Consider the following 26556-nt stretch of genomic DNA (forward strand, 5'->3'; position numbering starts at 1 on the left):
TGGGATTGTCGTCAATGAAATACCCGCAGGTACTGGCATTCGTTCGCGCTGCAACGTTGGGCAGCATTCGTGCGGCAGCGCGTTCCATGGACATATCGCAGGCCGCGGTAACGAAGACGATCAAGACGCTCGAAGAGGATCTCGGTGTCGCGCTGTTCTCGCGGGGTGTACGCGGCGCTACGCTGACTGCCGCCGGGGCATCGCTGTTACCGCGTGCGATGCTTATCGTCAGCCAGATGGAACTCCTGCCCGGCGACATTCGTTCTGATGAGCGCGCCCGCGTCTCGATGGGCGTGTTGCCTGTCGCAACGGCTTTGTTGCTTCCGCATGCGTTGCCCGCTTTTGTGGCGTCCCGGCCGCACGCGCCGCTGCGCATCGCCGACGGCTTTCTGTCCAGTGTCCTACCCGGCCTGCGAGACGGATCGCTCGACTTCGGCATATGTGCGATCGAATCCGATCAACTCACGAACTTCTTCAGGTTCGAACCATGGTTTCGATCGCGCGCGGTGGTGGTCGCCCGACGAGACCACCCGCTGGCAGGGCGGCCATGCGGTATCGGCGATCTGGTGCGCTATGGATGGATTTACGCCGGATCGCGCGCGAGCGTGCTTGACTTGTTCTTCAATCATCCACGCTCCGGTGCGACCGACGAGCCGTTGATCATCGAGGCACAGAACGTCACCGCAGGCATCGTCGCCGTGAAAAGCACGGACGCAATCTCGATAGCGCCCGGTGAGTTGGCCGCTCAGATCGTCGCCAATCCTGACATCGTGCTGCTTCAGGTGACCGATCCGCTGCCGGCGACGATTGTCGGCTTACTGACGCGGGCGGACGGTGGTTTGTCGGCAAACGCACTGATGCTGGTCGAGTTACTGAGGGCAGCGATGCAACGCATCCCGGGGCTCGAGCATTGCTGATGCGTTGTTGCGTGAATCGAGCCGGCAGACGCACTCATCGAATGTAAGACAGGCCCCAGGGCAATCGGCGCGCAACCGACATGCCCGGCATGGCGATCCGTCGCTTCTTCCCGCCTCCATCAAAAGAAAACGGGGCTTGCGCCCCGTTCACACCGCTTCCGGATGGATGCCGGCCACATTCGATTACGCCGCCACCTCCCGCGCCCGCACCATCGTCAGCGCCGCATCCTCGATCATGTCCTCCTGCCCGCCGACGAGCCGCTGACGGCCCAGTTCGACGAGGATGTCGCGCGCGGGAATCCCGTACTTCGCTTCCGCGCGCTTCGCGAACAGCAGGAACGACGAGTAGACGCCCGCATAACCGAGCGTCAGCGCATCGCGGTCGAGACGGATCGGCGCGTCCATGATCGGCACGACGAGATCCTCGGCGACGTCCGAGATCGCGAATACGTCGACGCCCGTCTCGATCCCCATCCGGTCGCACACCGCGACGAACACTTCCATCGGCGTGTTGCCCGCGCCGGCGCCGAGCCCGGCCGCGGCCGCGTCGATCCGGTTCGCGCCGGCGGCGACCGCCGCGACCGAGTTCGCGACGCCCATCGCGAGATTGTGGTGGCCGTGGAAACCGAGTTCCGTCTCCGGCTTCAGCGCGTCGCGCACCTGGCCGATCCGCGCGGTCACGTCGTCGGGCAGCATGTGGCCGGCCGAATCGGTGATGTAGATGCAGTTCGCGCCGTACGATTCCATCAGCTTCGCCTGCACGACGAGCTGCTCCGGCGGCGACATGTGCGCCATCATCAGGAAGCCGACTGTGTCGAGTCCGAGCGTGCGCGCGAGGCCGATGTGCTGTTCCGACACGTCGGCCTCGGTGCAGTGCGTCGCGACGCGGATCGTGCCGACGCCGAGCGCGTGCGCCATGCGCAGGTGCTCGACGGTGCCGATGCCGGGCAGCAGCAGCGCCGACACCTTGGCTTGCTTCAGCTCCGGAATCACGGCGCTCAGGTACGCCTCGTCGGTGTGCGCGGGGAAACCGTAGTTGACCGACGCGCCGCCGAGCCCGTCGCCGTGCGTGACCTCGATCAGCGGCACGCCGGCCGCATCGAGCCCGCGCGCGATGTTGCGCATCTGGTCGAGCGTGATCTGGTGGCGCTTCGGGTGCATCCCGTCGCGCAGCGACATGTCGTGGACGGTGATCTTCTTGCCTGCAAGTGACATCGCGTGGCTCCTCAACTCAAGCGGTGGCGGCCGTCGCGGCCAGCATCTGTTCGGCGAAACGCTCGGCCGTGGCGGCCGCGGCGGCGGTCATGATGTCGAGGTTGCCCGCGTACTTCGGCAGGTAGTCGCCGAGCCCTTCGACTTCCATGAACACCGACACGCGATTGCCGTCGAACACCGGGCCGTTCTTCAGCGTGTAGCCCGGCACGTAGCGCTGCACTTCCTTGACCATCGCGTGCACCGACGCGGTAATGGCCTCGACGTCGGGCGGCCCGTCGGTCAGGCAGTGGATCGTGTCGCGCATGATCAGCGGCGGCTCGGCCGGGTTGATCACGATGATCGCCTTGCCCTTGCGTGCGCCGCCGACCTGTTCGATCGCACCGGACGTCGTGCGCGTGAATTCGTCGATGTTCTTGCGCGTGCCGGGGCCGACCGAGCGCGACGACACGGTCGCGACGATCTCGCCGTACGCGACCGGCTGCACGCGCGACACCGCGTACACCATCGGGATCGTCGCCTGACCGCCGCAGGTCACCATGTTCACGTTCATCTGCGCGCTGTCGAGATGCGCGTCGAGGTTCACCGGCGGCACGCAGTACGGCCCGATCGCGGCGGGCGTCAGATCGATCATCCGCACGCCGAGCGCGGTGAGCTTGTCGGAGTTGTCGCGGTGCACGTAGGCAGACGTCGCGTCGAACGCGATGCGGATGTCGTCGGCGGCCACGTGCGGCAGCAGCCCGTCGACGCCCTTGTCGGTAGTCTTCAGGCCGAATTCGCGCGCTCGCGCAAGGCCGTCGGAGGCCGGATCGACGCCGACCATCCACACGGGTTCGAGCACCGGCGAACGGCGCAGCTTGTAAAGCAGGTCGGTGCCGATGTTGCCGGGACCGATCAGTGCGCATTTGATTTTCTTCATCGGGATGGTTCCTTTAGATAAAGCGGACGTCGCAACTGCCGATGCCGGAAATGTGCATCGACAGCGCGTCGCCGGCCGTGACCGGAATCAGTTTCGCGAGCGAGCCGGACAGCACGATCTCGCCGGCAAGCAACGGCACGTCGTACGCGGCAAGCGTGTTCGCGAGCCACGCGACCGCGTCGGCGGGGTGGCCGAGCGCCGCGTCGCCGCGCCCTTGCGCGACGGGCTCGCCGTTCTTCTCGATCGTCATCTCGCACGCGGCGAGATCGAGCGTGCGCGGGTCGACGCGCGCGTCGCCGAGCACATACACGCCGCACGACGCGTTGTCGGCGACGGTGTCCTCGATGCGGATCGCCCAGTCGCGAATGCGCGAATCGACGATCTCGAAGCAGGGCGCGACGGCGGCCGTCGCGGCGATCACGTCGGTGCGGTCGATGCCGGGACCGCGCAGGTCGTGCGCGAGGATGAACGCGATCTCGCCTTCGGCGCGCGGCGCGATCAGCGAGTCGGCGGCAATCGACTCGCCGGCCGCGTAGTGCATGCCCGACAGCAGGATGCCGAAATCGGGCTGGCGCACGTTCAGCATGTCCTGCACGGCCTGGCTCGTCACGCCGATCTTCTTGCCGACCACCGCTTCGCCATGTTCGACGCGGCGTTCGATGAAGCGCTGCTGGATGCGGTAGGCGTCGTCGAGCGACAGCCGGCGCGGGCGGCTCGACAGCGGCGCGACCGGCGCACGCGCGTGCCACGCGGCGTACAGCTCGTCGCCGAGCGTCGTATGCAGGCGGGAAGACATGAAAGGGCCCTCGAATGGAAAAGGCCGCCGTCGCGGCGGCGTCGTGCGCCGGAGCAGGGCTCCGGCGCGTGGGTCGCGGGCATTCCGCGTCGCTTAGTTACCCGAACTGCGGATCGCGTCCGGCGAGAAGTACGCCTCGTTGAACTGCGGGCTGTTGTCGAGCTTCGGCATCGGGCCTTCGTTCGTCAGGCGGTCGGCCATGTACGCGCCCGAGATCAGGTCGTGGAAGAACACCGCGCTCGGGTAGAACACCTTCGCGTCATACGCGTACAGCGACGTTGCGACGTTGGTGCGCCACAGCTGGCCGCGTGCGTCGTAGTTGTCGGCGAGCAGCGATTGCCACGAGTCCTCGTCGATGTACAGCACGCGCTTCGCATACTGGTGGCGATAGCCGCTCTTCAGCGTCGCCTGCAGCACCCACACGCGATGCAGCTCGTAGCGGATATACGCCGGGTTCTCGTGGCCCTTGGTCAGCAGGTCGCCGTACTTCACCGCGCTGTCCATCACCTTGTAGTTGTCGTACGGCACGTAGATCTCGCGCTTGCCGACGATCTTCCAGTCGTAGCGGTCGCCGGGGCCGTTGTACAGGCGGTCGTCGTCGACGGTGCGGAAGCCGCCCGGGCCTTGCGGCTGGTCATAGCCGTATTCGGGCGCCTGGCGCACGCGCCGCGTGCCGGGGTTGTACATCCACGTGCGCGACGAGTTGTCCGCGCCGGCCTTGTCCCAGTTCGTGAAGCCGACGATCAGCGAGCCGCGGTCGGACAGCGGCAGTTCCGTCGCGTTGCGGTAGTACGTGCGGTTGTTCAGATCGCTCTTCACGTCGTACTTGCCGACGTTGCGCGGCGAGTAGATGTCGTAGCGCACCTTGCCCCACGCGATATTGCCGTCGGAGTACACGACCGCCTGGTCGTAGGTGGCCTGTTCGGTGCCGATCGACGACGAGAAGCGCTGGTTCCACAGCAGTTCGGCAGCGGTCTTCGGGATCGGGTAGGGCACCGTCGGCGGCGCGTTCGTGAGGCCGTTCGCGTCGGACGTCATCGTCGAATCGGGCGCGTACGCGCGGATGTCCTTGTAGACGGCATCCGGGTAGCGGAAGTCGCGGTGGCTCGGGTAGACGATGATCTTGAAGGTGGTCGGATAGCGCTTGAACATCGCCTTCTGACCGTCGGTCAGGTGCTCCGCGTACTGCGCCATGTTCTCCGCGGTGATCGTCGCGACCGGCTTCTCGCTGGCGAACGGATCGGGGTAGCGGCTGCCGCGCTTGTACTGCACGTCGGACGGCGCGCCGAGCCACTTGCCCGACCACTCGGGCACGCTGCTGTCCTTGCTCGCGGCGCGGACCGCGCCCATCGGGGTCAACTGGCCGTCGAGCGCCTTCAGGTCGTCCGTCGTGACCTTCGGGTACGACGCCGTCGCGGCGAATGCGCACGCGGCTATCACCGACGCGCGCAGGAGGGGGAGATGAATTCGCTTCATGACTAATCCTCTTCTTGCTGAGTGACGAGCGGCCGGGCCGCTCAGAAGTGGTAGGTCGCCGTGGCCAGCACGTAGTCGCGGTCCGAGAGCGGGCGCGTGACCGGGTTCGGCGATCCGAGGAACTTTGCGTAGACGAGCGACAGCGACAGGTTGCTCAAACGCGTGAAGGTCACGCCGGCCGTCACGCGGTGGTCGCCCTGGCCCGTCAGCGAGCCGAGTGCACCGGCCAGCGGCGACGTGCCCGCCAGGTCGTGCGTGTAGGTCAGCGGCACGTCGAGATCCCAGCCGTTGAACACGTTCTTGTAGCTGAGCGTCCACGCGATCTCGAGCGCGAGCGCGTTGCGCGTGTTCGCGAGCGTGGTCGACCCGCCGAGCTCCGAGATGCTGCCCGCGTGCACGTACGTGAGTTCGCCGATCAGCGACTGCGAGTTCGCGAGGAAGCTCGGTCCGATCGAGTAGATGCCGGACAGGTTGGTCTGCACGACGTTCGCGCGGGTCGACTGCACGCCCGTCGGCGTGTTGACGAGGACGGATGCGCCTTGCCGGTACGATGCCTCGCCCGCGACGTTCACCGGGCCGATCTGGGTGGAGAAGCTCGCGCCCGTCAGCTTGATGTTGTTGAAATAGGTCTGCTGGTACTGGAGCGTCGGGAAGAACGACGTGACGACGCTCGGGTTCATGTCGTTGTAGTGCAGGTAGTACAGGCCGAGCTCGGTGTCGCCGAGCACGCGGAAGCGCGCGCCGATCCCCCACTGGTTGCGTGCGCTCGGCTTCTCGTCGGCGCCGCGCGGAATCAGCATCCCGCCCGGGCCGATGATGTACTGCGCGCCGGGGCCGGTGACGTCCGAATAGCTCCAGTAGGAACCCGGCGCGGTCAGGCGGTTCTGCTGGAACGAGAACTGGTAGTACGCAAGCAGGCTCAGGCGCGGCGTGATCTGCCACTGCGTCGAGATCTGCGGCACCGGCAGCAGGATGTCCTTCACCTCCGCGCCGGCCATGTACGACTTGGTTGCGTCGGACGGCCCCTGCGCGCCCGCGATGTTCGGGAAGAACAGGCTTTCGCCCCACGCGACGACCTGGTCGCCGACCTTCACGTTCAGGCTCGTCGAACCGATCTTGAACGTGTTGTACGCATACACGGCGAGCAGCGTCGTGTGGCCGCCGGACCAGTAGCGTGCGTCGCTCGTGAAGTTGTTGTACTGGCCCGAGTGGTTCACGGTGTCCGGCGCGTCGTTGTAGTTCGGACGGTGGTAGGCCTGGTCGTAGAACGTGTCGGCACGGACGAACACACCCCAGTCGTCGTGCTTCAGGTTCACTTCGCCGAGCAGGCTGACCTGGTTCTCGATCAGCTTGTTCTTCGCGAAGTTGCGATCGCCGTCGTCGCCGTTGATGTTCGCCGGCGTCAGCAGATTGCCGCTCGGCGCACGCGTGCGCATGCCGAGGCCGTAACTGAGCGTGAACGTATAGTCCAGCGTCGTGTCGGCGCCCAGCTCGATCGTGCTGCCTGCATGCGCGTTGGGAACGGCGCATGTCAGCAGCGCGGCGGCCAGCGTCGACAGCGTGGCGGTTGCCCGCTTGTCGGTACGGCGCGAAATCCGTTGATGCATGGTGTCTCCTCTTGGGGGTATCGACGACGGTCGTCTATGTGTGTTGTCGTGAGAGGCAGAGTAGGGAGATCGCGGTAGCAGGGAATCGTCAAAATGAACTAGATGACTTCCCTAGGACTGGCAACGATTCGTCCTGCACCGCTTGCATCGCATGGATCAACGCGCGGCCGCCTGCGCGGCGCTCAGGAACGCCGGCCGCTCGCCGCCGCCGTCGAGCCGCAGGTTCGCGCCCGACGTGTACGACGCGTCGGGCGACGCGAGGAACAGGCACGCGGACGCGACGTCGTCCGGCGTCGCGAGCCGTCCGGCGGGGATCGTCGCGCGGATCGCGTCGAGCGCGTCGTCGTCGCCGTAGTGACCTTCAGTGGCCGATTCGGTCTGCACGAGGCTCGGGCTGATCGCGCACACTCGCACGCGCGGTGCCCATTCGACCGCGAGCGACGTGACCGCGTTGACGAGGCCCGCTTTCGCGGCGCCGTACGCGGCCGTGCCGGGCGACGGCCGCGATGCGCTGACGCTCGCGATGAACAGCATCACGCCGCCTTGCGGCTGCGGCTGCATGATCGCGTTCGCGCGCTGCGCGAGCTGCAGCGGCGCGATCAGGTTCAGCCGCACGATCGATTCGGTGAAGCGCGGCGATGCGTCGGCCGCGAGCGCGAACGGCGAGCCGCCCGCGTTGTTGACGAGCACGTCGAGGCCGCCCGCCGTATCGCGGATCGTCGCGAGCATCGCGTCGACCTGTTCGATGTCGCGCAGGTCGGCCGCGACGATTGCCGCCGTGCGGCCGCCGGCCGTAGGCGGCGTGTCGGGCGCGCTGCGTCCGCAGACGAACACGCGTGCCCCCGCCGCGAGAAACCGTTCGGCGATGCGTCGCCCGATGCCCTTGGTGCCGCCCGTCACGAGCACCGTCTTGCCGCTGTAGTCGAATCCGTTCATCGTCAGCCTCCGTTTCGGTGGGCCGATGATAGAAAGAAGCGCGCGCGGCTTCGTAGTCTGAAAGGATGATGCCGGCTGGCGCCGGCGGCGCAATCATCGGGGCACGCATCCATCGATCGACGAAGGAGACAACCCGCGATGACGATCCCCATGACGCCGCCGGCCGGCATCTTCACCGACGTACCGGGCGGCCTGCGCCTGCACCATTACGAGGCGGGCGAGGGCCGGCCCGTGGTGTTCATCCACGGCAGCGGCCCGGGCGCCAGCGGTTTCAGCAATTTCAAGCACAACGTCCCGGCGTTCGCGGCGGCCGGCTATCGCGCGATCGTCGTCGACCTGCCCGGCTACGGGCAGTCGTCCAAGCCGTCCGACGTGGCCTATACGCTCGATTTCTTCGTCGGCGCGCTGCATGCGCAGCTTGCCGCGCTCGGGATCGGGCCGGCCGTGCTGCTCGGCAACTCGCTCGGCGGCGCGATCGCGCTGAAATATGCGCTCGACTATCCGGACGAGGTGGACGGGCTGATCATGATGGCGCCGGGCGGCGTCGAGGATCGCGAGACCTATTTCCGGATGGAAGGGATTCAGCGGATGGTGAAGCTGTTCACCAATCGCCAGATGAATGACGACACGATGCGCGAGCTGCTGACGTTGCTCGTGCACGACCCGGCTATCGTTACCGACGCGCTCGTCGCCGAGCGGATGAAGGTGTGCGTCGAGCAGCCGACCGAAGTGCTGTCGACGATGAGCGTGCCGAACCTGACCGATGCGCTCGGCGACCTGCGCAGCCCGGTGCTCGGTTTCTGGGGCACGGACGACCGCTTCAATCCGGTCGGCGGCGCGCTGAAGTTCCTCGAACGCTGCCGCGACGCGCGCTTCGTGCTGATGAACCGGTGCGGCCACTGGGTGATGGTGGAACACGCCGACTATTTCAATCGGGAATGCCTCGATTTCCTTGCGGCGCGGAATACGCGATAACGCCGGATGCCATTGAAGGTCGCCCCGGCATGGGCGGCCCAGCCAATTACACGGAGACACCATGAAACTCATCGAAGAACTGTTCGACCTGCGCGGCAAGGTGGCCGCGATCACCGGCGGCGCGCGCGGCATCGGCGCGGAGACAGCCCGCACGCTGGCGGCGGCCGGCGCGAGCGTCGCGATTCTCGACGTGCTGTCGCAGCCGGCGGAAGCGCTGGTCGAGGAAATCCGCGCGCAGGGCGGCCAGGCGGCGTTCTGGTTGCTCGACGTCACGCAGGAGGCCGACGTGGCGCGCGTGTTCGGCGAGATCGTCGCGCGCTTCGGACGCCTCGACGTGCTCGTGAACAACGCGGGCATCGAAGGGCACAACGTACCGACGCACGAGCTCACGCTCGCGCAATGGCAGCGCGTGCAGGACGTGAACGTCAACGGTGTGTTCCTGTGCACGCGCGCGGCGATTCCGCACATCGACGCGGCCGGCGGCGGGTCGATCGTGAACCTGTCGTCGATGTACGGGATCGTCGGCGGCCCCGACGTGCCCGCGTATCACGCGTCGAAGGCCGCGGTGCGGATGATGGCGAAGGTCGACGCGATGCTGTACGCGGCGAAGAACATCCGTGCGAACTCGGTGCATCCGGGTTATATCCGCACGCCGATGCTCGAGGAAGCGTTCCGCCAGATGGGGCAGGACCCCGACAACGTGTTCGGTTATCTGCAGACGCACGTGCCGATGGCGAAGATCGGTAGCCCGCGTGACATCGCGGCCGGCATCCTGTATCTCGTGTCGCCGGCCGGTCGTTACGTGACGGGCGCGGAACTCGTGATCGACGGCGGGTACACCGCGCGCTGACGCGACGCGGTGCTGGCAACGGAACAGGAGACAGGCAGTTGAAAGTGCTCGTGGCAGTGAAACGCGTGGTCGACGCGAACGTGAAGGTCGGCGTGAAATCCGACCGGACCGGCGTCGACATCGCGAACGTGAAGATGTCGATGAACCCGTTCGACGAGATCGCGGTGGAAGAGGCCGTGCGGTTGAAGGAGGTCGGTGTCGTGACCGAGGTGGTCGCCGTGTCGGTCGGCGTCGCGCAGGCGCAGGAAACGCTGCGCACGGCGCTCGCGATCGGCGCGGATCGCGCGATCCTCGTCGAATCGAATGACAGTGTCGAGCCGCTCGGCGTCGCGAAGGTGCTGAAGGCGCTGGTCGACAAGGAACAGCCTTCGCTCGTGATTCTCGGCAAGCAGGCAATCGACGACGATTCGAACCAGACCGGCCAGATGCTGGCCGCACTGGCCGGCCTGCCGCAAGCGACGTTTGCGTCGAAGGTGACGGTGGCCGACGACAAGGCGCTGGTCGCGCGCGAAGTCGACGGCGGCGCGGAAACGCTGTCGCTTCAACTGCCGGCCGTGGTGACCACGGACCTGCGTTTGAACGAGCCGCGCTATGTGACGTTGCCGAACATCATGAAGGCGAAGAAGAAGCCGCTGGAAATCGTGAAGCCCGACGATCTGGGCGTGGACGTGACGCCGCGCCTGAAGGTGCTCAAGGTGAACGAGCCGCCGAAGCGCGCGGCCGGCGTGAAGGTGCCGGACGTGCAGACGCTGGTCGGGAAGCTGAAGACCGAAGCCAAGGTGCTGTAACAGGGAACGCAACGAAATGACGATTCTGGTATTGGCGGAACACGACGATGCGTCGATCAAGGCCGCGACGCTGAATGCGGTGGCGGCGGCGCACGCGCTCAACGCGGCAGGTGGTGGCGACGTTCACGTGCTCGTCGCAGGGCACAACGTGCAGGCGGCGGCCGAGGCGGCCTCACGGATTGCGGGTGTTGCGAAGGTGCTGCTGGCCGACGCGCCGCAGTTGGCCAATGGCCTCGCGGAAAACGTCGAAGCGACGGTCGTGAGCGTCGCGGCGCATTACTCGCATATCGTTGCGCCTGCGACCGCTTACGGCAAAAACGTCGCGCCGCGCATCGCCGCGAAGCTGGACGTCGCACAGATCTCAGAGATCACGGCGGTTGTTGCGGCCGATACGTTCGAACGCCCGATCTACGCAGGCAACGCGATCGCGACGGTGCAGTCGAGCGATCCGGTCAAGGTCATCACGGTGCGTGCGACGGGTTTCGATGCGGTGGCGGCCGTCGGCGGCAACGCTGCGATCGAGAAGATCGCAGCGGCCGCCGACGCCGGCGTGTCGCAATTCGTGAGCCGAGAAGTGACGAAGCTGGATCGTCCGGAACTGACCAGCGCGAGCATCGTCGTGTCGGGCGGCCGTGGCCTCGGCAGCGGCGAAAACTACACGAAGGTGCTGGAGCCGCTGGCCGACAAGCTGCATGCCGCGCTCGGCGCGTCGCGCGCGGCGGTCGACGCAGGTTACGTACCGAATGACTATCAGGTCGGCCAGACCGGCAAGATCGTCGCACCGCAGTTGTACATCGCGGTGGGCATCTCGGGTGCGATCCAGCATCTGGCCGGCATGAAGGATTCGAAGGTGATCGTCGCGATCAACAAGGATCCGGAAGCGCCAATCTTCAGCGTGGCCGACTACGGCCTCGTCGGCGACCTGTTCACGCTCGTGCCGGAAGCGGCCGCGGCGCTCTGACCGATGCCGCTGTTCGAATTCAACGGGATGCGGCCGCGCGTCGATCCGTCCGCGTATATCGACCCGAGCGCGGTCGTGATCGGCGACGTGACGATCGGCGCGCGCTGCTACATCGGCCCGCATGCGAGCCTGCGCGGCGACTTCGGCGCGATCGTCGTCGATGAAGGCAGCAACGTGCAGGACGGCTGCGTGCTGCATGTCGGGATCGGCGAGACGTGCCGGCTCGGTGTCAACAGCCACATCGGCCACGGCGCGATCGTGCATGGCGCGACGCTGGAACCGGACACGATGATCGGGATGAACGCGGTCGTGATGGACGGCGCGACGATCGGCGCGACGACGATCGTCGCCGCCTGCGCGTTCGTGAAGGCCGGTTACGACGTGCCGCGCGGCGTGCTGCTCGCGGGCGTGCCGGGGCGCGTCGTGCGGCGCTTGAGCGATGCGGAGATCGACGCGAAGGCGAACGGCACGCGGATTTATCAGCAGCTGGCGGCAGATTGCTTGAGGACGATCAGGCCGATCGACGGGTGAGCGGGGCGGCGGCCAACCGTCATGCTGCGGATGCGTGCCTGGTGGCGCGAAATCCTGTTGCCGTCGACATAAACCCGGAAAATCCGAGGCTGGAGACGGCTTGCCGAAGACGCGCCGAAAGTGGGGTGCCGTAGACCTCCAGAATCGAATAGCCGTCGCGATGCATTGTGCTGTTGTGGTGATCGTCCACGGCATCCAGTATTCCCGCGCACCAGCTTTCCCGGTCGCTGCCATATCGCAGGAAGGTGGTGACGCGACTTTCGCCGTCTTGCCCGGACGGGGCCAGCGACGCAGTCCAGATCTGCTTGACCACGGCATCGTTCACGGGGCTCGTCACGACCCACGTGTGCCGAACGATTGCGGCGATGTCGTGAATCCGTTCGCCGCTGTCGGGATCGACGATCAATGCGATCGTGTCCTGCTTCGTCATCAGTGTTCCCCGTCGTTTTCGCCGCGATCCCGCATCGGTCGCGCCTGCCGGTGGATCGGGCCGCTGCAGGATCGATTTGCGTCGCACATCGCCGTTGGCTTAAGATCGGCAGCAACTCATCCCACGCCTTCAGCGCCAATGAAAAACAGCACACGCCTGCGGGTCGCCGTGATTATCTCCGCTTTCGCCGTGTTCAACGTTTACATGCACGTTCAGCAGTTCATCAGTGGTTGCATCTGGGTGAGGGGCCATCATCGCTGCAGTTTCGAAAACAGCGCGAATTTCGAGGGCTGGATGGATCTCGACCTGATGATTACCTGCTGCTGGGTCGCGGCGGCGGTGGTGAGCTGGATTGCCGTCGTGCAGTCGGCGAAGAAGCCGGGTTAGCGGCGCGATGCGCGTGCTCGGCGAAACGGCCACGATGTGTCGATTCGATCGAATCGACTCTGTCAATCCGTAACAACGTGTATTCGCTGGTCTTTACCGATGGCTCGATGCCGATGCCCGGCGTCAACGCCGAACCCGTGTTCCGGATCCATTCGAGCCTGCGGTTGGCCGGGAAGATCATGGCGATCCTGAGCGGGATGCGCGGTTGAGCGCGGCTCGCGCGCGTGGATCGCGGCCGTCGGCGGTCGTTGTGTTTTCACCTTCCGTGCCGGGATAATGATCCCGCGTCGCGCACGCGGCGCGAACGGAGGCTCCCATGCAATTTCCGACGGGATCGGTGGTCGCGCTCAGTTCGGCCGCCGCGACGATGTTTTCGCTGGGCATGCTGTTTCTCGGCTACTGGGGATGGCACGAGCCGCTGCCCTGGCGGTTCGGCGACTACATCGTGATCTTGCCAGCACTATTTGGCTTCGCGTGCCTCGCCAGCGTGCCGTTTCTCGCGACATCGCCGATGAAAACACCCGACGACGAGTCGCGCATGTTCGTCGCGCGGCGCGTGTTTCTGTGCGGCGCGATTGCGGTGTGGTGTGCGATCGTCGCGTCGCTGTTCGTGTGAGATCCGGGTGAGACGGCGGTCGCCGGAGCAGCCTCAAGCGAGTGCTTCGAAACGTCTTGCGTGACGCCGTGGCACACAGTTTTCATGCGTCGAAACAGGCCTTCGTTCCTGCTTTGATTTCACCGTGGCGTGCACTAGATTCGAAGCATTCATAGGTCACCGAGCGCGAGGTGAAGTCATGACGCCGTGGGAGATTCAGGGCACCGAAATGATCAGCTGCAATTGTTCATACGGTTGCCCCTGCCAGTTCAATGCGTTGCCAACCAACGGCAATTGCGAGGCGATGGGCGCGATGTCGATCGACAGCGGCCACTACGGCGACGTGGTGCTCGACGGTGTCAGGATCGCGGTCGTGTTTCAGTGGCCGGGGCCCGTCCACGAAGGCAAGGGCAAGTGCCAGCCGATCGTCGACGAACGTGCCAGTCCGGCACAGCGCGAGGCGGTGCTGAAGATCATGAGCGGTCAGGATACCGATCCGTTTGCGACGATGTTCTCGGTGTATGCGTCGACGCTCGAGCACGCGTTCGAGCCGATCTTCACGAAGATCGACTTTGACGTCGATGTCGATGCACGGCGCGGCCGGATTCACGTCGACGGCGTGTTCGACGTCGAGGGCGAGCCGATCCGCAACCCGGTGACGGGCGACGAGCATCGCGTGCGGATCGACTTGCCGCACGGCTTCGAATACGAGATCGCCGAGATCGGCTCGGGAAAGGGGCGCTCGCAAGGCAACATCGCGCTGACCCTCGACGGCACCTATGCGCAGTTCGCGCGGCTGCACCTGAACAACCACGGGCTGATCCGGCATCGCGTCGCGGCATGATTCCCCTCGACAACTGGCTCGGGCGCGAGCGCGTCATCACGCTGCTCGGCATGGCCGCGCTCGTCGGCATCTGCTGGTTCTACTTGTGGACGGGCGCGGGAACCGGCATGTCGGCGCTGGAGATGACGACGGTCGCGCTGTTTCCGCATCGGCTCGCGGACGACATGGGCAGCATGGATCCGTCGCTGCCGACCGTGATCGTGATGTGGTGGGTGATGATGATCGCGATGATGACGCCCAGCGCGGCGCCGCTAGTGATGCTGTACCGGCGCGTGCTGCGGCATCGCAGTGCGGACGGCGCGGGTTCGGCGTTCACGTCGGTGTCGCTGTTGGCCGGTTATCTGATCGCATGGCTCGCGTTCTCGATCGGCGCGGCGTTGCTTCAGAAGCTGCTGCAGCCGGCCGGGCTGATCTCCGCGATGATGCTGTGGTCGAAGAGCGCTGTCCTGTCCGCGATCGTGCTGGCGTTGGCCGGGCTCTATCAATTCTCGCCGCTGAAGCGTGCGTGCCTTCGGCAATGCCGTGCACCGGCCGGATTCCTGGTCGCGCACTGGCGTCCGGGCGTCGCCGGCAGTTTCCTGCTCGGCGCGCGGCACGGGATGTATTGCGTGGGCTGCTGCTGGTTGCTGATGGCGCTGCTGTTCGTCGGCGGCGTGATGAATGTCGTCTGGATTGCCGCGTTGTCGCTCGTCGTGTTCGCGGAAAAAATCCTGCCCGGCGGCGAACGTATCGGCCGCGCGTTGGGTGTCGTGCTGATCGCCTGGGCTGGCGTGACGTTGATCGTGTAACTCACTCGACAACATCGGGATGCCGCCGATGACGATGGCGTTCAAGGTCGCCGATGCGGCCATGATCGCGCCGCTTCATGGGGCGACTGGGTCAGGGTGCAGGTCGCAAGCGTCAACGGCACGCTTACGATCGTCAAGCTTGTGAAGCGGCCGTGACGAAGATGCCGCACATGCGCGATCGCGGCAGGGTTTTTCCCATTCGTGCTACGTAACGCAGGGCCGATGTTACGGCGAGATTGCCGGGACGCCGGCGTCGATTGAACCGCAGGGCTGGACTCGCGTGCGATGCGTCGTGCCGGAAAGGGCCGCCGGCACGGTCGCTGCGGCACGATTGCAGGATTGTTAACGACACCGATGGAGATGGCACGGTAGCTGCTTGCTGAAATGATCGCGCTGAATAGCTTACGGGGGCTTCCATGCAAAATCATTTCATCAAGGCGAACGTTGCGCTCGCCGCCATCGCCGCGGCGTGCGCGCTGGCTGCGTGCGGCGGCAACGACGTTACCTCGCCGACACCGGGCGGTAACACCATCGGAACGAGTACGACCGGTACGTCAGGCGGTACAAGTGGCACGAGCGGGAGCAGTGGCACGAGCGGCAGCAGCGGCACAAGCAGCAGCGGCACAAGCAGTAGCGGCACAAGCAGCAGTGGCACGAGCAGCAGCGGCACGAGCAGCAGTGGCACGAGCAGCAGTGGCACGAGCAGCAGTGGCACAAGCAGCAGCGGCACAAGCAGTAGCGGCACAAGCAGTAGCGGCACGAGCAGCAGCGGCACGAGCAGCAGTGGCACGAGCAGCAGTGGCACGAGCAGCAGCGGCACGAGCAGCAGTGGCACGAGCAGCAGTGGCACGAGCAGCAGCGGCACAAGCGGAACGCCGGGCACGAACGGCATCATCAGCTCGGTCGGCTCGGTCGTCACCGATGTGGGTGTCACGATCGCCGGCGCAAGCCCTCCGGGCGGAACCAAGGGCGTGACCACCGGGCTTGCCAACACGGTCACCGGCGCCGGCACGCTCATCCGCGATACGTCGAACGCGGTGAGCAACGGCATCGGTCAGATGGGTTTCACGACGAACCCGGTCGGCGCGACGGTCGCCGGCCTCGGGACGATCGTCGGTTCGACCAGCAATCCGGTCAGCGGTCTCGCCGACACGGTGAAGGCGCTCGGCTCCGGCCCGCTGTCGCCGCTGGCACCGCTCACGACGCCGGTCGGCGGCCTGCTCGACACGGTGGCCGGCGGTCTGAAGTCGGGCGGCACGATGCTCGGCTCGGCGCTGTCGTCGGGCCCGGTCCAGCAGGCGACGCAGGCGCTCAGCACGGCGATCACGCCGCTCGTGACGACGGCCGGCCAGCTCACGCAACAGGTCGGGACCGCAACCGGCCTCGGCCAGCCGGTCGCCGGCCTGCTCGGGCAAATCGGCGGGGCAATCACGTCGGCCGGATGGAAGGTGACATCGGCGTCGCCACAGCCGGTCGTGAGCGGTGTCGGTGAACTCGTCCGTGCGGTCGGCAATACGGTGACCAACGTGGGCGGGCTCGTGAACCCGAGCGGTGCGAACGGCGCGGTGCCGATCGCCGGCCTGGTGACGAGCGTGGTCGGCGGTATGCCGGCGGCCGTGCACGGCGGCTCCGCGACCGGCACGGGAGGCGGCAATCCGTTGGGCGCGCTCGGCAATCCGCTCGCGCCGGTGACGTCGCTGGTGGGCGGCCTGCTCGGCGGCGTGGCCGGCAAATAGCCTTTCGGCGCCGAACGTCGCACAGGCAGCGGTGCCCAATGACCTTGGAGACGGCTTCAAAAAAGTTGCATGGCGACTGTCAACTTTTTGCGCAAGCCGTCTCCTGGCTTCACCTCAATGCGGCGGTGCCGCGGCATGCTGCTGCAACGCATCCAGGTGCCCGATGATCTGATTGGCGATATCCTTCGCCAACGAATCAACCGAGGTCGTCCCCTCGACTTTCTTGACGACGAATTTCGCTGCAACGACGTACGGATTCCAGCTCGCCACCGTGCCCTGCGCCTTGATCGCATCCGCCACGCCGATGACCGCAAACGGCACGTTGGCGTCCCCGGCCGCGTCGGTGATCGTCACCGAGACTTCCGTGTTCGGGCTGTCGTTGCCCGAGCCGCCTTGCAGCAGCGACTGAATGCGGCCGCTCGGGGCGCGTGAATAGAAAACGCCGCCGATCAGCCAGCCCGACGCGACCCTCGGCAATGGTTCGCCGGGCGCGAGATAACGGGCGGTGACGCCCGCGTCGCCGAGCTGCTGGACGATGGCCTTCGCCAACGCACCGGCATTCTGGTTAGCCGACCTCGCGTGAATGGTTGCGCGCGTGCGGGACAGCAAGCGTCCCGAGCCGTCGCTTTCCTGAACGACCTGGAAAGGCCGCACGTACATGACCGGTGTGGCCGGCGCGACGTCCGCGCTGCTCGCAGCCGGCTGCTGCGCGTGCGCGAAACTCGTTGCAAACCCGATGACGAGCGCGGCAAACACTGCTTGATTGAGCTTTCTCAAGGGTTGCGCCTTCTTCACGATTGGAACGAGGGCCAGCTTATGGCCGTGAACAGGGGGCGTCAACCTTGCCATCTCCCGCAACCTCGGCTTGCCCGGGTCGTTCAGATGCACGAGGTCAGCAGCTCGCGTCGAAAGTTAACCGCCCCATGGGGCCTGTTTGAAACCCTCGCTCAGGTGACCGGCCGGCACCGGTCGCATGAGGTTCGGGCCAGGACCTGCCGGTCGGCGAGGCCTCGGCCGGCTACTTGCGGCCGCCATCGAGCTTCGACGGCGGCCGCGCCAGCCCGCGCGCCGGCAGCGGTGTCGACATCACGATCGACGTGCGCGTTTCGCCGTACAGGTTGATGCGTTCGATCAGCTGTTCGAGATGGGCCATGCTGACGGCGACGAACCGCATGACATACGAGTCCGCGCCCGTCACGTGATGGCATTCGACGACTTCGGGAATCGTCTCGAGCAACTTGAGGAATTTCGCTTTCGCCGGTTGCGGCACCGTGATGCCGATCAGCGCGCTCACCGGATAGCCGGCCGCGGCCGGATTGATCCGGGCCGTGTAGCCGTCGACGACGCCCGCCGCTTCAAGGCGCTTCACGCGCTCGGTCACCGCCGGCACCGACAGGTGAACCTGGCGCGCCAGCTCCGTATAGCTGATGCGGCCGTTGTCCTGCATCAGCGCCAGTACCTTCCAGTCCAGTTCATCCATCGCGGCGGGATTTTTTAAGGAGGAGCAGCCATTTTTCCTTAAAAACCGCATTCAGCGTTGACCGGACTTTCCCTACGATGCCTGTTCCACCCGTTGAAAGTCGCAAGGAGCAGGCGATGCTGTTCATCAAGTCCGTCATGATGGGGCTGTCGATCGCGGTGCCGGTCGGCCCGATCGGCATGTTGTGCATTCAGCGCAGCCTGAGCCGCGGTTTTCAGGCGGGATTCGCGACGGGCGTCGGTGCCGCGTGTGCCGATGCGATTTACGGGCTGCTCGGCGCGCTGGGCATCGCGGGCATCGTCACGGCCTTCCCGATGCTGACCGTCGGCCTGAAGATCGGCGGCGGCGCGTTTCTCGTGTGGCTGGCGTGGACCATCGCGCGCCAGGCGCCGGCCGCGTCGGCGATGCAACGCGACCTGCCGCGCACGACCGTCCTGCGCGACTTCCTGACGACGTTCGGCCTCACGCTGTCGAACCCGATGACGATCCTGTCGTTCGTCGGCATTTTCGCGGCGCTGGGCCCGCTGGCGGGCGCGCGGAACGGCGCAATGTGGCCGGCCGTGGCGTTGATGGTCGCCGGCGTGTTCATCGGTTCCGCGACCTGGTGGCTGTGCCTGAGCAGCGCGACCGCCGCGCTGCGTACGAAAATGTCGTTCGCGTTCATGCACGGGCTGTCGCGCGTGTCGGCCGTCGTCATCGCGGCATTCGGCGCGTTCCAGCTGGTCGCGGGCGTGCGCGGCCTGGTCTAGTCTTGCAGCGGGGCGCCGTTCGAACGAACGCCTTCGGCGGCATTCAACGCCTGCAAATGCGCACGCACGAAACGCGCGATCTCCTGGCTCAGTTCCATGTCCTCCGGCGCGCCCATGAACCCGCCATGCGGCATCCCTTCGAACACGTGAAGCTCGGTCGGCACCTGCGCGCGCCGTAATGCGCGGTGCAGGCGCACGGCGTTCGACAGGAACAGGTCGCGCGTGCCGCTCTGGATGAACGTCGGCGGAAAACCGGCGGCGAAATCGCCGAACAGCGGCGACAGATACGGATGTGCGAGATCGGCGCCGTTCGCGTAGAGCAGGTTGTTCGGCATCAGCGACGCCGGCAACACGACGTCGACGAGCCGGTTGGTTTCGAAGCTGTCGCCGGATTCCGTCAGGTCGGCTTCCGGCGACAGCAGCACCAGCGCGGCCGGCAGCGGCAAGCCTTCGTCGCGGGCGCGCAGCACCATCGCGGCGGCGAGGTTGCCGCCTGCCGAGCGGCCGCCGATGACGATGTTTTCCGGTGCGTAGCGCTCCAGCACATACGCATACGCCACGATGCAATCGTCGAGCGCGGCCGGGTACGGATGCTCGGGCGGCAGGCGGTAGTCGACGCCGTAGCATCGAATGCCGAGCCGGTCGGCCTGCATCCGCGCGCCGGCCCGGCACGCCGCGCCGCCACCGAAGATCAGCGCACCGCCATGCAGGTCGATGTACGCGCATTCGTCGGAAGCCGGTGCGTCGGGCGTCGCGACATGCACGTCCGCGTCGCCGGCCCGGATCGTTGCCACGCTCGAACGCAGATAGCCGCCGAGCTGTTCGACGGCGGCCGCGTAGTGCGCATCGGTGGCCGCCTTCACGCGCAGCCAGGCGTCGACATCGTCCGGCGCCGGCATCACGTGCCGCGCGTTCAGCGGCACGCCGTCGTCGCCGACCAGCCGTTGCAACGCGGTGCGCGCTTCGTCGCTGATCGAGGTCGGGAAGGGAACGACACGGCTCGGCAGGACGACGCCGTCAGGTTTGTCTTTCATCGCGGGATTTCCGTTCGGCGTGTCATGCGGCCGAAGGCCAGTGGCGCAGCATCACGTCCAGCGCATCGAGACTGCGCGACCACGACGCGTCGGAATCCGGCGCGCTGTGCGAGAAACCGCCCGCACTTTCGAGCGTCACGTAGCCCATGAAGAAGCCGCCCAGCAGGCGGATCGCATGAGCCTGTTCGGTTTCCGGAATGTCGTAGCTGCGCAGCACCGCCGAGGTCATCCTGACGAGCCGGCCGCCCGCGCTTTCGGCGGCGCGCTCGGCGCTCACCGGATGGCGCGCGGCCGCAAAGCGGCCGGGGTGCGCGCGCGCATAGTCGCGATAGACGTTCGCGAGCGCGGCCAGCGCGTCCTTGCCGGTGCGGCCGGCCAATGCGTCGGTCGCGCGCTCGGCGAGCTCCTTCAGCGCGAACAGCGCGATCCGGCTCTTGAGATCGTCGAAACTCGGGATATGCGAGTACAGGCTGGCCAGCTTGACGTCGAAGTGCCGCGCGAGCGCCGCGCCGGTGAGCTGCTCGAAGCTGGTTTCATCGGCGAGCTGCGCGCCGGCTTCGACGAGCCTGTCTACGGTAATGCCGGCACGCGCCATGACGGATGCTATGCAGGTTAGTCAAAAAACTAATTCTATTAGTTTTTGCGGCGATGTCAATTTCCCGCGCGCGCCGGTTGCATCGATACGCATCGGCGCCCGCGACACAGGCGCCGATGCACGGGGCGGTCAGAACGTGTAGCTGACCTTGCCGAACGCGGTGCGTCCGAGCGTGTTGTAGCCGTACGCGGTCATGTACTGCCGGTCGAACAGGTTCGACAGCGATGCCGACACCGTCAGGTGCGAATTGATCCGGTACGACGCGCGCAGGCTCACCGTCAGGTACGACGGCAGATACTGCGTGTTGGCCGGGTCGTCGAACGTCGAACCGCCGTAGAGCAGCGACGCGCCGGTGCTCAGCGCGTGCAGGTGCAGTTCGTCCCACGTGTGGTCGACGTTGAGGTTGACCGTCTGGCGCGGCCGGCGGTTGAGCCAGGTCTGGTTGGTCTCGTCCTGCGGATTCAGGATGCCGACCGCGAGGCTCACCGGCGTCGAGCGGCCGATCGTCCCCTTGTACGACAGGTCGATGCCGCGAATATGCGAGCGGCCGATGTTGATCGGCGAGAACGTCGCCGGGTTGTAGGCGACCAGGTTGTTGACCCGCGTGTCGTAGAGCGCGGCAGTGAACGTGCCGTACGACGTGTTCGCGTCGATCGCGGCCTCGACCGACGTGCTGCGTTCCGGGCTGAGGTTCGGATTGCCGTAGCCGGGGTAATACAGGTCGTTGAAGCTCGGCAGGCGGAATGCATTGCCGTACGACACGCGTGCCGTATAGACCGGCGTGATCGCCCACGACAGCGCGGCGTTGCCCGTGTTCACGGATTGCCCGGCGATGATCTCGTGACGCCCCGCGAGGAACATCGTCACGCTGCCGAGCGTGGCCGACTGATGCAGCGAGAACGCGGAGTCGTTGCGCGTCGGCACGCCGCCGGGAATGTCGATCGGCAGGAACGCCTGTTCGCGCGTGAAGTCGTAGGCCAGCTTCGACTCGCCTGACAGCGGCAGGCCGAACAGGCGGAACCCGTGCTCCTGATGCGTCAGCGACGTCGAGATGCTGAAGCGCTGCGAATTGATCTGGTCGGTCGCGAGGGCCGGGTTGTTCGCGTAGATGAACTGGCGATCGTTCGCATAACCGAAGGACTGGTCGAACTGCGTGTCGGGCGTGATGTCGAGATGGAACGCGACACCGGTCGTCAGCTGGTGATCGAGCTCGCGGTTCGCATAACCGAGGTTGTCGAAGGACAGATCGGAGCGGTGATACAGCGCGAACGTCGAGATCGACCAGTTGTCGCGCGCGTAACCGAGGCGCGCATCGAGATCCTGTGCGTGATACGGATTGCGGCCGGCCTCGTGACCGGAGAAGAAGGGCCGCGTCGCATCGATGCCGGCCGTGTTGTAGTCGTGCAGCCCGAGCGAATAGGTGAGGCCGCCGAGCGCGGCAAGCGGCCCCGTCGACGGCACGGTGCCCGACGTGCGGAACTGCGTGTCGAACGTCTTGTTCGAGCCGCCGCCGAACGAGACGGTGGTCTGGTTCGGCTGGTTGGACGCACGGCGCGTGAAGAGCTGTACGACGCCGCCCATCGCATTGGCGCCGAACGACGCGGCGGCCGGGCCCGAAATCACTTCGACGCGTTCGAACGCTTCGGTCGGCAGGTCGGCCCACGGCGCGATGCCGGTGGTCGGCGAGCCGATCCGGATGCCGTCGATGAACACGGCGACCTGGCTGGCCGACGAGCCGCGAATGCTGACCGACGAGGACGAGCCGGGGCCGCCGCTCTGCGAAACGGTGACGCCGGGCAGCGTCGCGAGTGCCTGCGTGATGCTCGGGTCGCTCGGCGACAGCCGGTCGAGATCCTCGCGCGTGAGCACCTGCGTCGACGCATAACGCCGGTCGAACGATTCGGGCAGGTGCCGCGTGTCGGTCACGCTGATCGTCGGCAGGTCAGCGCCTTCCGCGGGCTGGGACGGCTGCGGGAGCGTTGCGTCGCCGGCGGCATGGGCGATCGGGGAGAGCAGCGCGGTGGCGGCGGACGTGGCAAGGAGGTAACGAATGTTCATGAGGCAGCGAGAGTGAGCGTGTTGCGCGTACGGCGATCGTGTGCGGGGGGCGGGCAGGGCCGGCCGGTTTTGTCCTGGGTCATGGCGTGGCCGGGCGGTGCGGCGGGCCGGCGCGGGTGCAGGCGCGGCACATGCCGGACGACGCGATCGATGGCGCAAGCCGCACGCGCGCAGGCAGGCCGCGCAGGGCACGCCTGCCGACGGCGTGCCGGTGCGACGCTTCCGGCGAGGAAGCGGATTCGGGAACGAAGGACATCTGAGGATCCTGAGGTCGGGCCGTCCATGCAACGGGCGACCGCCAATGGCGGTGCTTGGCGCATCGGGACACCCCGCCCGGTGCGGCTGCTTGGACCTCGGGTCGATGGCAGGTCTCCTGGCTCGCGGGTCGTCATCCGTGCCGGCCTTCCCGGTTTCCCAGTGGCACGCAGTGGCACGAATTCGCCGCTCACAGTTGCGGGGGCAGCCGCAGATTCGAGGCGCTGCCTCTCCTGCGTTCCCTTTTGATCCTGTCTCCAGGAACCATCAGCGCGCAAGCGTAATGGCGCGCACTCCGGCGCGTCAATTCTTCGGTCGCGCGGGGATGCGAAAAAACGTCATTGCCTAGCAAAAACTTTCGAAATCCTTTCTTTTATGCGCTGACGCCGCGTTTCATGTCTGACGAAACGAGTGGGTTCGAGGCTGCACGCTCGCGCCTGAACCGGCTCGGCGCGACGCCGGTCCAGCGCACGAACGCACGCCGGAACGCCTCTTCGCCGCCGAAGCCGAGAAACGCGGCCACGCGTGTCACCGGCCAGTCCGTCTCGTGCAGGCATCGTCGTGCCGCGTCGGCCAGGCATTGCTCGCGCAGCACGTGATATCCGCTGCCTTCGGTTGCGAGCCGGCGCCGCAGTGTCGCCTCGCTGACGCCGAGCCATGCGGCCAGTTCCGCGAGCGTCGGCAGCGCCTGTTCGCGCGCGAGCGCCGCATCGAGAAAACCGTGTACCTGCTGCGCCCAGGACACGACGGCCGGTGCCGCATCGATCAGACGAAACGGGAAATCGACGAGAAACGCGTCGAGCTCGCCCGGCTGCCGGATCACGCGGTGATCGAGCCGCGCCGCATCGAACGAGAAGCCGTAGGTTTTCCGGCCGACGTCGACCGGTGCGTTGAACAAGCCGAGCAGCGGCATCGCGTCGTCGCGGCGCGAATGGCCGAGCCAGACTTCGTCCGGCCGCAGCGGCTGCCCGGTCAGCCAGCCGAACAGTTGCAGATAGCAGAACAGCCCCGTCAGGTCGACGAGGCACGCGGCCGGGCTGCGCGTGCGCCGCAGCGAGTCCATCCGGAACGTCGCACGGGCGTCGCGCACCGAGAGCGACAGCGCACCGGCGCGCGGCGTCAGCATCTCGCAGAAGTCTTGCGCGCAGCGGATCGCGTCGGCGAGCGTCGCGCAGCTCAGCAGGCAGCGGCACATCAGGTCGACTTCCTGCTTGCGCATCGGCGGATGGCCGTTGCCGCGCGCGACCTGTGCCTCGAGCCGCTCGATCGCGTCGCGGTAGAGCGCGACGAAGCCGCGCGTCGTCGCCGCATCTTGCCGCGGCTGCGCATCGCGGTCGGCCGGCGGCGCGCCGCTGCGCGTGAGTTCGCTCAGCAGGCGCGCGTCGAGGCCCGGCAGGACTCGGCCACTGGACGGCATGGCGCGCTGTTTCATGTGTCTCCCGTTCTGATCGTTGCGACAGGGGCCGGTGAGCGGGCCGGTAGGGGTCCGTGAACCGTCGCCACGCAAGAATGCTAGTCACGCCGGCCGCCTTCGGCCTCGCCGGAACGGCGTAGGCCGGCCACGCCTCCCGCCATGAACGACCACGGACGACACGCGAATGATCCAGATCGTAGATGAAATCACGCTCGCGCCCGAGCGCATTCCCGACGTGCTTGCACTGCTGCGCGACCGCTACCTGCCGGGCCACGCGGCGCGCGGGCTGACGGCGGCCGGCCGCTGGGTGTCGCCGCCCGTCGCGGTACCGGGGCAGCCGAGCACGCTGTGGCTGACGTGGCAGGTCGACGACGCGCTGTCCTATTACCGGATGCGCGCGCTGACCGATGGCGACGTGGTCACGTTCTGGATGGCGGTCGACGGGCTGTGCGACGCACGCCGCCGCCACGTGATGACGGACGCCGATGCGCCGCTGCCCGCGCTGACGGAGGTCGACCATGCGGCATGACACGGCGCAGGTGTTCGTATCGTCGGATCGCGACGCCGGCGCAATCGAGCATGCATTGCGCGAGGCTGCGCAGGCGTTGCCCGGCGCAACCCGCGTGGCGCTCGCACGCAATCTGGAAGGCAGCTGGGGCGCGGGCGACTACACGCTCGACGTGCTGCGCGACGAACGGACGGCCGATTCCGCGGCGGATTTCGCCGCGCTGGCTCGACTGCCGGGTATCGCACGCGTCGACAGCGCGGCCTGCCGTGCGATCGGCGGCGGACTGCGCGAACCGGCATTGCGCGATGGCATCTGGCGCACGCTGATGCTGCGCGTTCGGCCGCAGGCGAGCGAAGCGCAGGTCGCGTCGCTGGAGCACGAATTGCTGCAGATGCCCGCGTTCATGCCCGGCATCCGCAACTGGCGCCTGAGCCGGATCGTGACGCCGGGCGCATGGACGTACGTATGGCAGCAGGAATTCGCGCAGGTCGGCGATCTGCTCGGCGAATACCTGATGCATCCGTATCACTGGGGCTGGGTCGACCGCCGGTTCGATGCCGAAAGCCCCGACTGGACGGTCGACGCGATCTCGCATGCGTTCTGTCCGCTCGCGTCGAGCCTGCTGGCCGACACGGCGGCGTGACGCGCATCGCACTGCGCAACCCGCCAAACCAAAACCCTGGAGACACGAAAATGCGAGCCCTTCTGATCGACCGAGTCGGTCATTCCGACGCTTTCCGGCTGGCCGACGTTCCCGCACCGAAACCGGGCCCCGGCGACGTGCTGATCCGCGTCGCGTATGCGGGCGTCAATCCCGCCGACTGGAAATGCCGCGAAGGTTATCTCGGCGCGTTCATTCAGTACACGTTTCCGTTCGTGATCGGTTTCGATGCGGCGGGTGTGGTCGAAGCGGTTGGCGACGGCGTCGACGGCTTCGCGCCCGGCATGCGCGTGTTTGCGCAGACCGACGTCGGCGCGGGGCGCTGGGGCGCGTATGCGGAGTACGTCGCGGTGCGCCACGATTCGGTCGTGCGCTTGCCCGACACGGTGAGCTTCGCGGAAGCGGCCGCGACGCCGACGCCTGCGCTGGCCGCATGGGCCGGCCTGTTCGACGACGGCGGGCTGCGCGCGGGGCAGACCGTGCTGGTGCACGGCGGCGCGGGCGCGGTCGGCACGTTCGCGATCCAGCTGGCAGTGCAGGCCGGTGCGCACGTCGCGGCGACGTGTTCCGCGCGCAACCGCGACACGGTCGAATCGCTGGGCGCGGCGGCGAGCATCGACTATCGCGCGCAGGACATCGCGGCAGCGGTGCGCGCATGGGCGCCCGGCGGCGTCGACCTCGTGCTCGATGCGGTCGGCGGCGACACGCTGCCCGACGCGCTCGACCTGCTCGCGCCCGGCGGCACGCTCGTGAACATCATGACGCTCGCGGCCGGCGACGCCGAGCGGCTGGCCGCGACGGGTGCCGAAGCCGCGCGGCGCGGGCTGCGCACCGCGATGACCTACAGCCGGATGCCGAGCGGCAACACGCTCGCGTCGATTGCCGAACGTCTCGGCCGGCGCGCGTTGCGCGTGCCGCGTTTCGACAGTTTCCCGCTCGATCAGGCGGCACGGGCGCTCGATCTCGTTCAAACGGGCGAGGCGAAAACCAAGCTCGTGCTGCACGTTGCGGATATCGCCGGCTGAATGGCCTGCACTCAAATCACAGGAGACAA

General features: G+C 66.8%; 28 protein-coding genes, 1 pseudogene and 1 riboswitch. Of the genes and pseudogenes, 16 read left to right on the forward strand and 13 right to left on the reverse strand.

The genetic code is table 11. From position 1 onward, the window contains the following. The first annotated feature begins 14 nt into the window (after window positions 1–14). Window positions 15–917, forward strand: coding sequence for a LysR family transcriptional regulator (locus tag H3H55_RS23595; protein WP_193100431.1), 903 nt, complete (start codon window positions 15–17; stop codon window positions 915–917). A gap of 183 nt (window positions 918–1100) precedes the next feature. Here H3H55_RS23595 and dmpG read toward each other — a convergent pair whose 3' ends face one another. From dmpG to H3H55_RS23625, 6 genes are all read right to left on the reverse strand, one after another. Next, a complete protein-coding gene (gene dmpG, locus H3H55_RS23600) occupies window positions 1101–2132 on the reverse strand; it encodes a 4-hydroxy-2-oxovalerate aldolase (protein WP_193100432.1) in 1032 nt (343 codons plus the stop codon). Window positions 2133–2148: 16 nt separating this feature from the next. Next, the gene (locus H3H55_RS23605) at window positions 2149–3048 is read right to left on the reverse strand and encodes an acetaldehyde dehydrogenase (acetylating) (RefSeq protein WP_129515002.1); all 900 of its coding nucleotides are present in this window, start codon (window positions 3046–3048) and stop codon (window positions 2149–2151) included. Window positions 3049–3061: 13 nt separating this feature from the next. Continuing rightward, the gene (gene dmpE / locus H3H55_RS23610; protein ID WP_129515001.1) at window positions 3062–3844 is read right to left on the reverse strand and encodes a 2-oxopent-4-enoate hydratase; all 783 of its coding nucleotides are present in this window, start codon (window positions 3842–3844) and stop codon (window positions 3062–3064) included. 93 nt (window positions 3845–3937) lie between these two features. Continuing rightward, complete coding sequence (locus H3H55_RS23615; RefSeq protein WP_129515000.1) at window positions 3938–5320, reverse strand: DUF1329 domain-containing protein; 1383 nt, start codon at window positions 5318–5320, stop codon at window positions 3938–3940. 41 nt (window positions 5321–5361) lie between these two features. Beyond that, window positions 5362–6927: a DUF1302 domain-containing protein gene (locus H3H55_RS23620; RefSeq protein WP_193100433.1), complete on the reverse strand. Its 1566-nt coding sequence runs from the start codon at window positions 6925–6927 to the stop codon at window positions 5362–5364. Window positions 6928–7083: 156 nt separating this feature from the next. Next, window positions 7084–7863, reverse strand: coding sequence for an SDR family oxidoreductase (locus H3H55_RS23625; protein WP_193100434.1), 780 nt, complete (start codon window positions 7861–7863; stop codon window positions 7084–7086). 138 nt (window positions 7864–8001) lie between these two features. Between H3H55_RS23625 and H3H55_RS23630 the strand changes: the two genes are divergently transcribed. The 5 genes from H3H55_RS23630 (at window position 8002) to H3H55_RS23650 (ending at window position 11968) form a co-directional block, all read left to right on the forward strand. After that, complete coding sequence (locus H3H55_RS23630; RefSeq protein ID WP_193100435.1) at window positions 8002–8838, forward strand: alpha/beta fold hydrolase; 837 nt, start codon at window positions 8002–8004, stop codon at window positions 8836–8838. A 61-nt stretch (window positions 8839–8899) separates the two neighbouring features. Then, a complete protein-coding gene (locus tag H3H55_RS23635) occupies window positions 8900–9688 on the forward strand; it encodes an SDR family NAD(P)-dependent oxidoreductase (protein WP_048251101.1) in 789 nt (262 codons plus the stop codon). A 38-nt stretch (window positions 9689–9726) separates the two neighbouring features. After that, window positions 9727–10476, forward strand: a complete 750-nt coding sequence (locus tag H3H55_RS23640) for an electron transfer flavoprotein subunit beta/FixA family protein (RefSeq protein ID WP_193100436.1) — start codon at window positions 9727–9729, stop codon at window positions 10474–10476. Window positions 10477–10492: 16 nt separating this feature from the next. Next, entirely contained in the window at window positions 10493–11437 is a 945-nt protein-coding gene (locus H3H55_RS23645; RefSeq protein WP_193100437.1) for an electron transfer flavoprotein subunit alpha/FixB family protein, read from the forward strand. Window positions 11438–11440: 3 nt separating this feature from the next. Then, entirely contained in the window at window positions 11441–11968 is a 528-nt protein-coding gene (locus H3H55_RS23650) for a transferase hexapeptide repeat family protein (protein ID WP_193100438.1), read from the forward strand. 19 nt (window positions 11969–11987) lie between these two features. Here H3H55_RS23650 and H3H55_RS23655 read toward each other — a convergent pair whose 3' ends face one another. Beyond that, window positions 11988–12398, reverse strand: a complete 411-nt coding sequence (locus H3H55_RS23655) for a hypothetical protein (protein ID WP_129514993.1) — start codon at window positions 12396–12398, stop codon at window positions 11988–11990. A gap of 138 nt (window positions 12399–12536) precedes the next feature. Between H3H55_RS23655 and H3H55_RS37365 the strand changes: the two genes are divergently transcribed. From H3H55_RS37365 to H3H55_RS23685, 6 genes and pseudogenes are all read left to right on the forward strand, one after another. Further along, window positions 12537–12785 carry a hypothetical protein gene (locus H3H55_RS37365; RefSeq protein ID WP_129514992.1) on the forward strand — a complete coding sequence of 83 codons (249 nt, stop codon included), beginning with the start codon at window positions 12537–12539 and terminating at the stop codon, window positions 12783–12785. Between the two features lie 316 nt (window positions 12786–13101). Beyond that, window positions 13102–13401 (forward strand): hypothetical protein, encoded by a 300-nt coding sequence (locus H3H55_RS23665; RefSeq protein WP_129514991.1) that lies wholly within the window; start codon window positions 13102–13104, stop codon window positions 13399–13401. Window positions 13402–13579: 178 nt separating this feature from the next. After that, the gene (locus tag H3H55_RS23670; protein WP_129514990.1) at window positions 13580–14224 is read left to right on the forward strand and encodes a DUF1326 domain-containing protein; all 645 of its coding nucleotides are present in this window, start codon (window positions 13580–13582) and stop codon (window positions 14222–14224) included. Further along, on the forward strand, window positions 14221–15012 hold the full coding sequence (locus H3H55_RS23675) for a DUF2182 domain-containing protein (RefSeq protein WP_193100439.1): 792 nt from the start codon (window positions 14221–14223) through the stop codon (window positions 15010–15012). The genes H3H55_RS23670 and H3H55_RS23675 overlap by 4 nt, the downstream gene beginning before the upstream one ends. A gap of 1 nt (window position 15013) precedes the next feature. Further along, window positions 15014–15168: pseudogene (locus H3H55_RS23680) on the forward strand (copper-binding protein); the annotation flags it as partial. A 260-nt stretch (window positions 15169–15428) separates the two neighbouring features. Next, the gene (locus H3H55_RS23685) at window positions 15429–16748 is read left to right on the forward strand and encodes a collagen-like triple helix repeat-containing protein (RefSeq protein ID WP_193100440.1); all 1320 of its coding nucleotides are present in this window, start codon (window positions 15429–15431) and stop codon (window positions 16746–16748) included. 114 nt (window positions 16749–16862) lie between these two features. On the opposite strand, the gene H3H55_RS23690 is transcribed toward H3H55_RS23685, so the two are convergent. After that, complete coding sequence (locus tag H3H55_RS23690) at window positions 16863–17543, reverse strand: DUF4410 domain-containing protein (protein ID WP_193100441.1); 681 nt, start codon at window positions 17541–17543, stop codon at window positions 16863–16865. A 223-nt stretch (window positions 17544–17766) separates the two neighbouring features. Beyond that, window positions 17767–18228 (reverse strand): Lrp/AsnC family transcriptional regulator, encoded by a 462-nt coding sequence (locus H3H55_RS23695; protein WP_129514986.1) that lies wholly within the window; start codon window positions 18226–18228, stop codon window positions 17767–17769. Between the two features lie 116 nt (window positions 18229–18344). On the opposite strand from H3H55_RS23695, the gene H3H55_RS23700 reads away from it, so the two are divergent. After that, complete coding sequence (locus tag H3H55_RS23700) at window positions 18345–18977, forward strand: LysE family translocator (RefSeq protein ID WP_129514985.1); 633 nt, start codon at window positions 18345–18347, stop codon at window positions 18975–18977. Here H3H55_RS23700 and H3H55_RS23705 read toward each other — a convergent pair. The 4 genes from H3H55_RS23705 to H3H55_RS23720 all read right to left on the reverse strand — a co-directional run bounded on the left by H3H55_RS23705 (window position 18974) and on the right by H3H55_RS23720 (window position 24351). Next, entirely contained in the window at window positions 18974–20011 is a 1038-nt protein-coding gene (locus tag H3H55_RS23705) for an alpha/beta hydrolase (protein WP_193100442.1), read from the reverse strand. The two genes, H3H55_RS23700 and H3H55_RS23705, sit on opposite strands and share 4 nt — an antisense overlap. Window positions 20012–20033: 22 nt before the next feature. Beyond that, window positions 20034–20606 (reverse strand): TetR/AcrR family transcriptional regulator, encoded by a 573-nt coding sequence (locus tag H3H55_RS23710; protein WP_129514983.1) that lies wholly within the window; start codon window positions 20604–20606, stop codon window positions 20034–20036. A 129-nt stretch (window positions 20607–20735) separates the two neighbouring features. Next, window positions 20736–22664, reverse strand: a complete 1929-nt coding sequence (locus H3H55_RS23715) for a TonB-dependent receptor domain-containing protein (protein ID WP_193100443.1) — start codon at window positions 22662–22664, stop codon at window positions 20736–20738. Window positions 22665–23009: 345 nt separating this feature from the next. Continuing rightward, window positions 23010–23203: riboswitch (cobalamin riboswitch) on the reverse strand. 89 nt (window positions 23204–23292) lie between these two features. Beyond that, window positions 23293–24351 (reverse strand): helix-turn-helix domain-containing protein, encoded by a 1059-nt coding sequence (locus H3H55_RS23720; protein WP_193100444.1) that lies wholly within the window; start codon window positions 24349–24351, stop codon window positions 23293–23295. 166 nt (window positions 24352–24517) lie between these two features. Here H3H55_RS23720 and H3H55_RS23725 point away from each other — a divergent pair, with 166 nt between their 5' ends. From H3H55_RS23725 to H3H55_RS23735, 3 genes are read left to right on the forward strand one after another with little or no spacing between them, the layout of a single operon-like run. After that, entirely contained in the window at window positions 24518–24862 is a 345-nt protein-coding gene (locus H3H55_RS23725) for a hypothetical protein (protein WP_193100445.1), read from the forward strand. Continuing rightward, on the forward strand, window positions 24852–25484 hold the full coding sequence (locus H3H55_RS23730) for a Dabb family protein (RefSeq protein WP_193100446.1): 633 nt from the start codon (window positions 24852–24854) through the stop codon (window positions 25482–25484). Before H3H55_RS23725 ends, H3H55_RS23730 begins: the two co-directional genes overlap by 11 nt. 50 nt (window positions 25485–25534) lie before the next feature. Further along, entirely contained in the window at window positions 25535–26527 is a 993-nt protein-coding gene (locus H3H55_RS23735; protein ID WP_193100447.1) for an NADP-dependent oxidoreductase, read from the forward strand. Window positions 26528–26556 lie beyond the last annotated feature (29 nt).

It is taken from the genome of Burkholderia sp. Z1, assembly GCF_014893795.1.
GTDB lineage: Bacteria > Pseudomonadota > Gammaproteobacteria > Burkholderiales > Burkholderiaceae > Burkholderia > Burkholderia theae.

Coding starts and splice junctions, on each gene's coding strand:
- H3H55_RS23645 (WP_193100437.1), top strand. CDS start 10,493: ATGACGATTCTGGTATTGGCGGAACACGACGATGCGTCGATCAAGGCC.
- H3H55_RS23650 (WP_193100438.1), top strand. CDS start 11,441: ATGCCGCTGTTCGAATTCAACGGGATGCGGCCGCGCGTCGATCCGTCC.
- H3H55_RS23720 (WP_193100444.1), bottom strand. CDS start 24,351: ATGAAACAGCGCGCCATGCCGTCCAGTGGCCGAGTCCTGCCGGGCCTC.
- H3H55_RS23630 (WP_193100435.1), top strand. CDS start 8,002: ATGACGATCCCCATGACGCCGCCGGCCGGCATCTTCACCGACGTACCG.
- H3H55_RS23625 (WP_193100434.1), bottom strand. CDS start 7,863: ATGAACGGATTCGACTACAGCGGCAAGACGGTGCTCGTGACGGGCGGC.
- H3H55_RS23670 (WP_129514990.1), top strand. CDS start 13,580: ATGACGCCGTGGGAGATTCAGGGCACCGAAATGATCAGCTGCAATTGT.
- H3H55_RS23710 (WP_129514983.1), bottom strand. CDS start 20,606: ATGGCGCGTGCCGGCATTACCGTAGACAGGCTCGTCGAAGCCGGCGCG.
- H3H55_RS23685 (WP_193100440.1), top strand. CDS start 15,429: ATGCAAAATCATTTCATCAAGGCGAACGTTGCGCTCGCCGCCATCGCC.
- H3H55_RS23700 (WP_129514985.1), top strand. CDS start 18,345: ATGCTGTTCATCAAGTCCGTCATGATGGGGCTGTCGATCGCGGTGCCG.
- H3H55_RS23605 (WP_129515002.1), bottom strand. CDS start 3,048: ATGAAGAAAATCAAATGCGCACTGATCGGTCCCGGCAACATCGGCACC.
- H3H55_RS23665 (WP_129514991.1), top strand. CDS start 13,102: ATGCAATTTCCGACGGGATCGGTGGTCGCGCTCAGTTCGGCCGCCGCG.
- H3H55_RS23715 (WP_193100443.1), bottom strand. CDS start 22,664: ATGAACATTCGTTACCTCCTTGCCACGTCCGCCGCCACCGCGCTGCTC.
- H3H55_RS23595 (WP_193100431.1), top strand. CDS start 15: ATGAAATACCCGCAGGTACTGGCATTCGTTCGCGCTGCAACGTTGGGC.
- dmpE (WP_129515001.1), bottom strand. CDS start 3,844: ATGTCTTCCCGCCTGCATACGACGCTCGGCGACGAGCTGTACGCCGCG.
- H3H55_RS23615 (WP_129515000.1), bottom strand. CDS start 5,320: ATGAAGCGAATTCATCTCCCCCTCCTGCGCGCGTCGGTGATAGCCGCG.
- H3H55_RS23730 (WP_193100446.1), top strand. CDS start 24,852: ATGCGGCATGACACGGCGCAGGTGTTCGTATCGTCGGATCGCGACGCC.
- H3H55_RS23725 (WP_193100445.1), top strand. CDS start 24,518: ATGATCCAGATCGTAGATGAAATCACGCTCGCGCCCGAGCGCATTCCC.
- H3H55_RS23735 (WP_193100447.1), top strand. CDS start 25,535: ATGCGAGCCCTTCTGATCGACCGAGTCGGTCATTCCGACGCTTTCCGG.
- H3H55_RS23635 (WP_048251101.1), top strand. CDS start 8,900: ATGAAACTCATCGAAGAACTGTTCGACCTGCGCGGCAAGGTGGCCGCG.
- H3H55_RS23705 (WP_193100442.1), bottom strand. CDS start 20,011: ATGAAAGACAAACCTGACGGCGTCGTCCTGCCGAGCCGTGTCGTTCCC.
- H3H55_RS23695 (WP_129514986.1), bottom strand. CDS start 18,228: ATGGATGAACTGGACTGGAAGGTACTGGCGCTGATGCAGGACAACGGC.
- H3H55_RS23620 (WP_193100433.1), bottom strand. CDS start 6,927: ATGCATCAACGGATTTCGCGCCGTACCGACAAGCGGGCAACCGCCACG.
- H3H55_RS23655 (WP_129514993.1), bottom strand. CDS start 12,398: ATGACGAAGCAGGACACGATCGCATTGATCGTCGATCCCGACAGCGGC.
- H3H55_RS23675 (WP_193100439.1), top strand. CDS start 14,221: ATGATTCCCCTCGACAACTGGCTCGGGCGCGAGCGCGTCATCACGCTG.
- H3H55_RS37365 (WP_129514992.1), top strand. CDS start 12,537: ATGAAAAACAGCACACGCCTGCGGGTCGCCGTGATTATCTCCGCTTTC.
- dmpG (WP_193100432.1), bottom strand. CDS start 2,132: ATGTCACTTGCAGGCAAGAAGATCACCGTCCACGACATGTCGCTGCGC.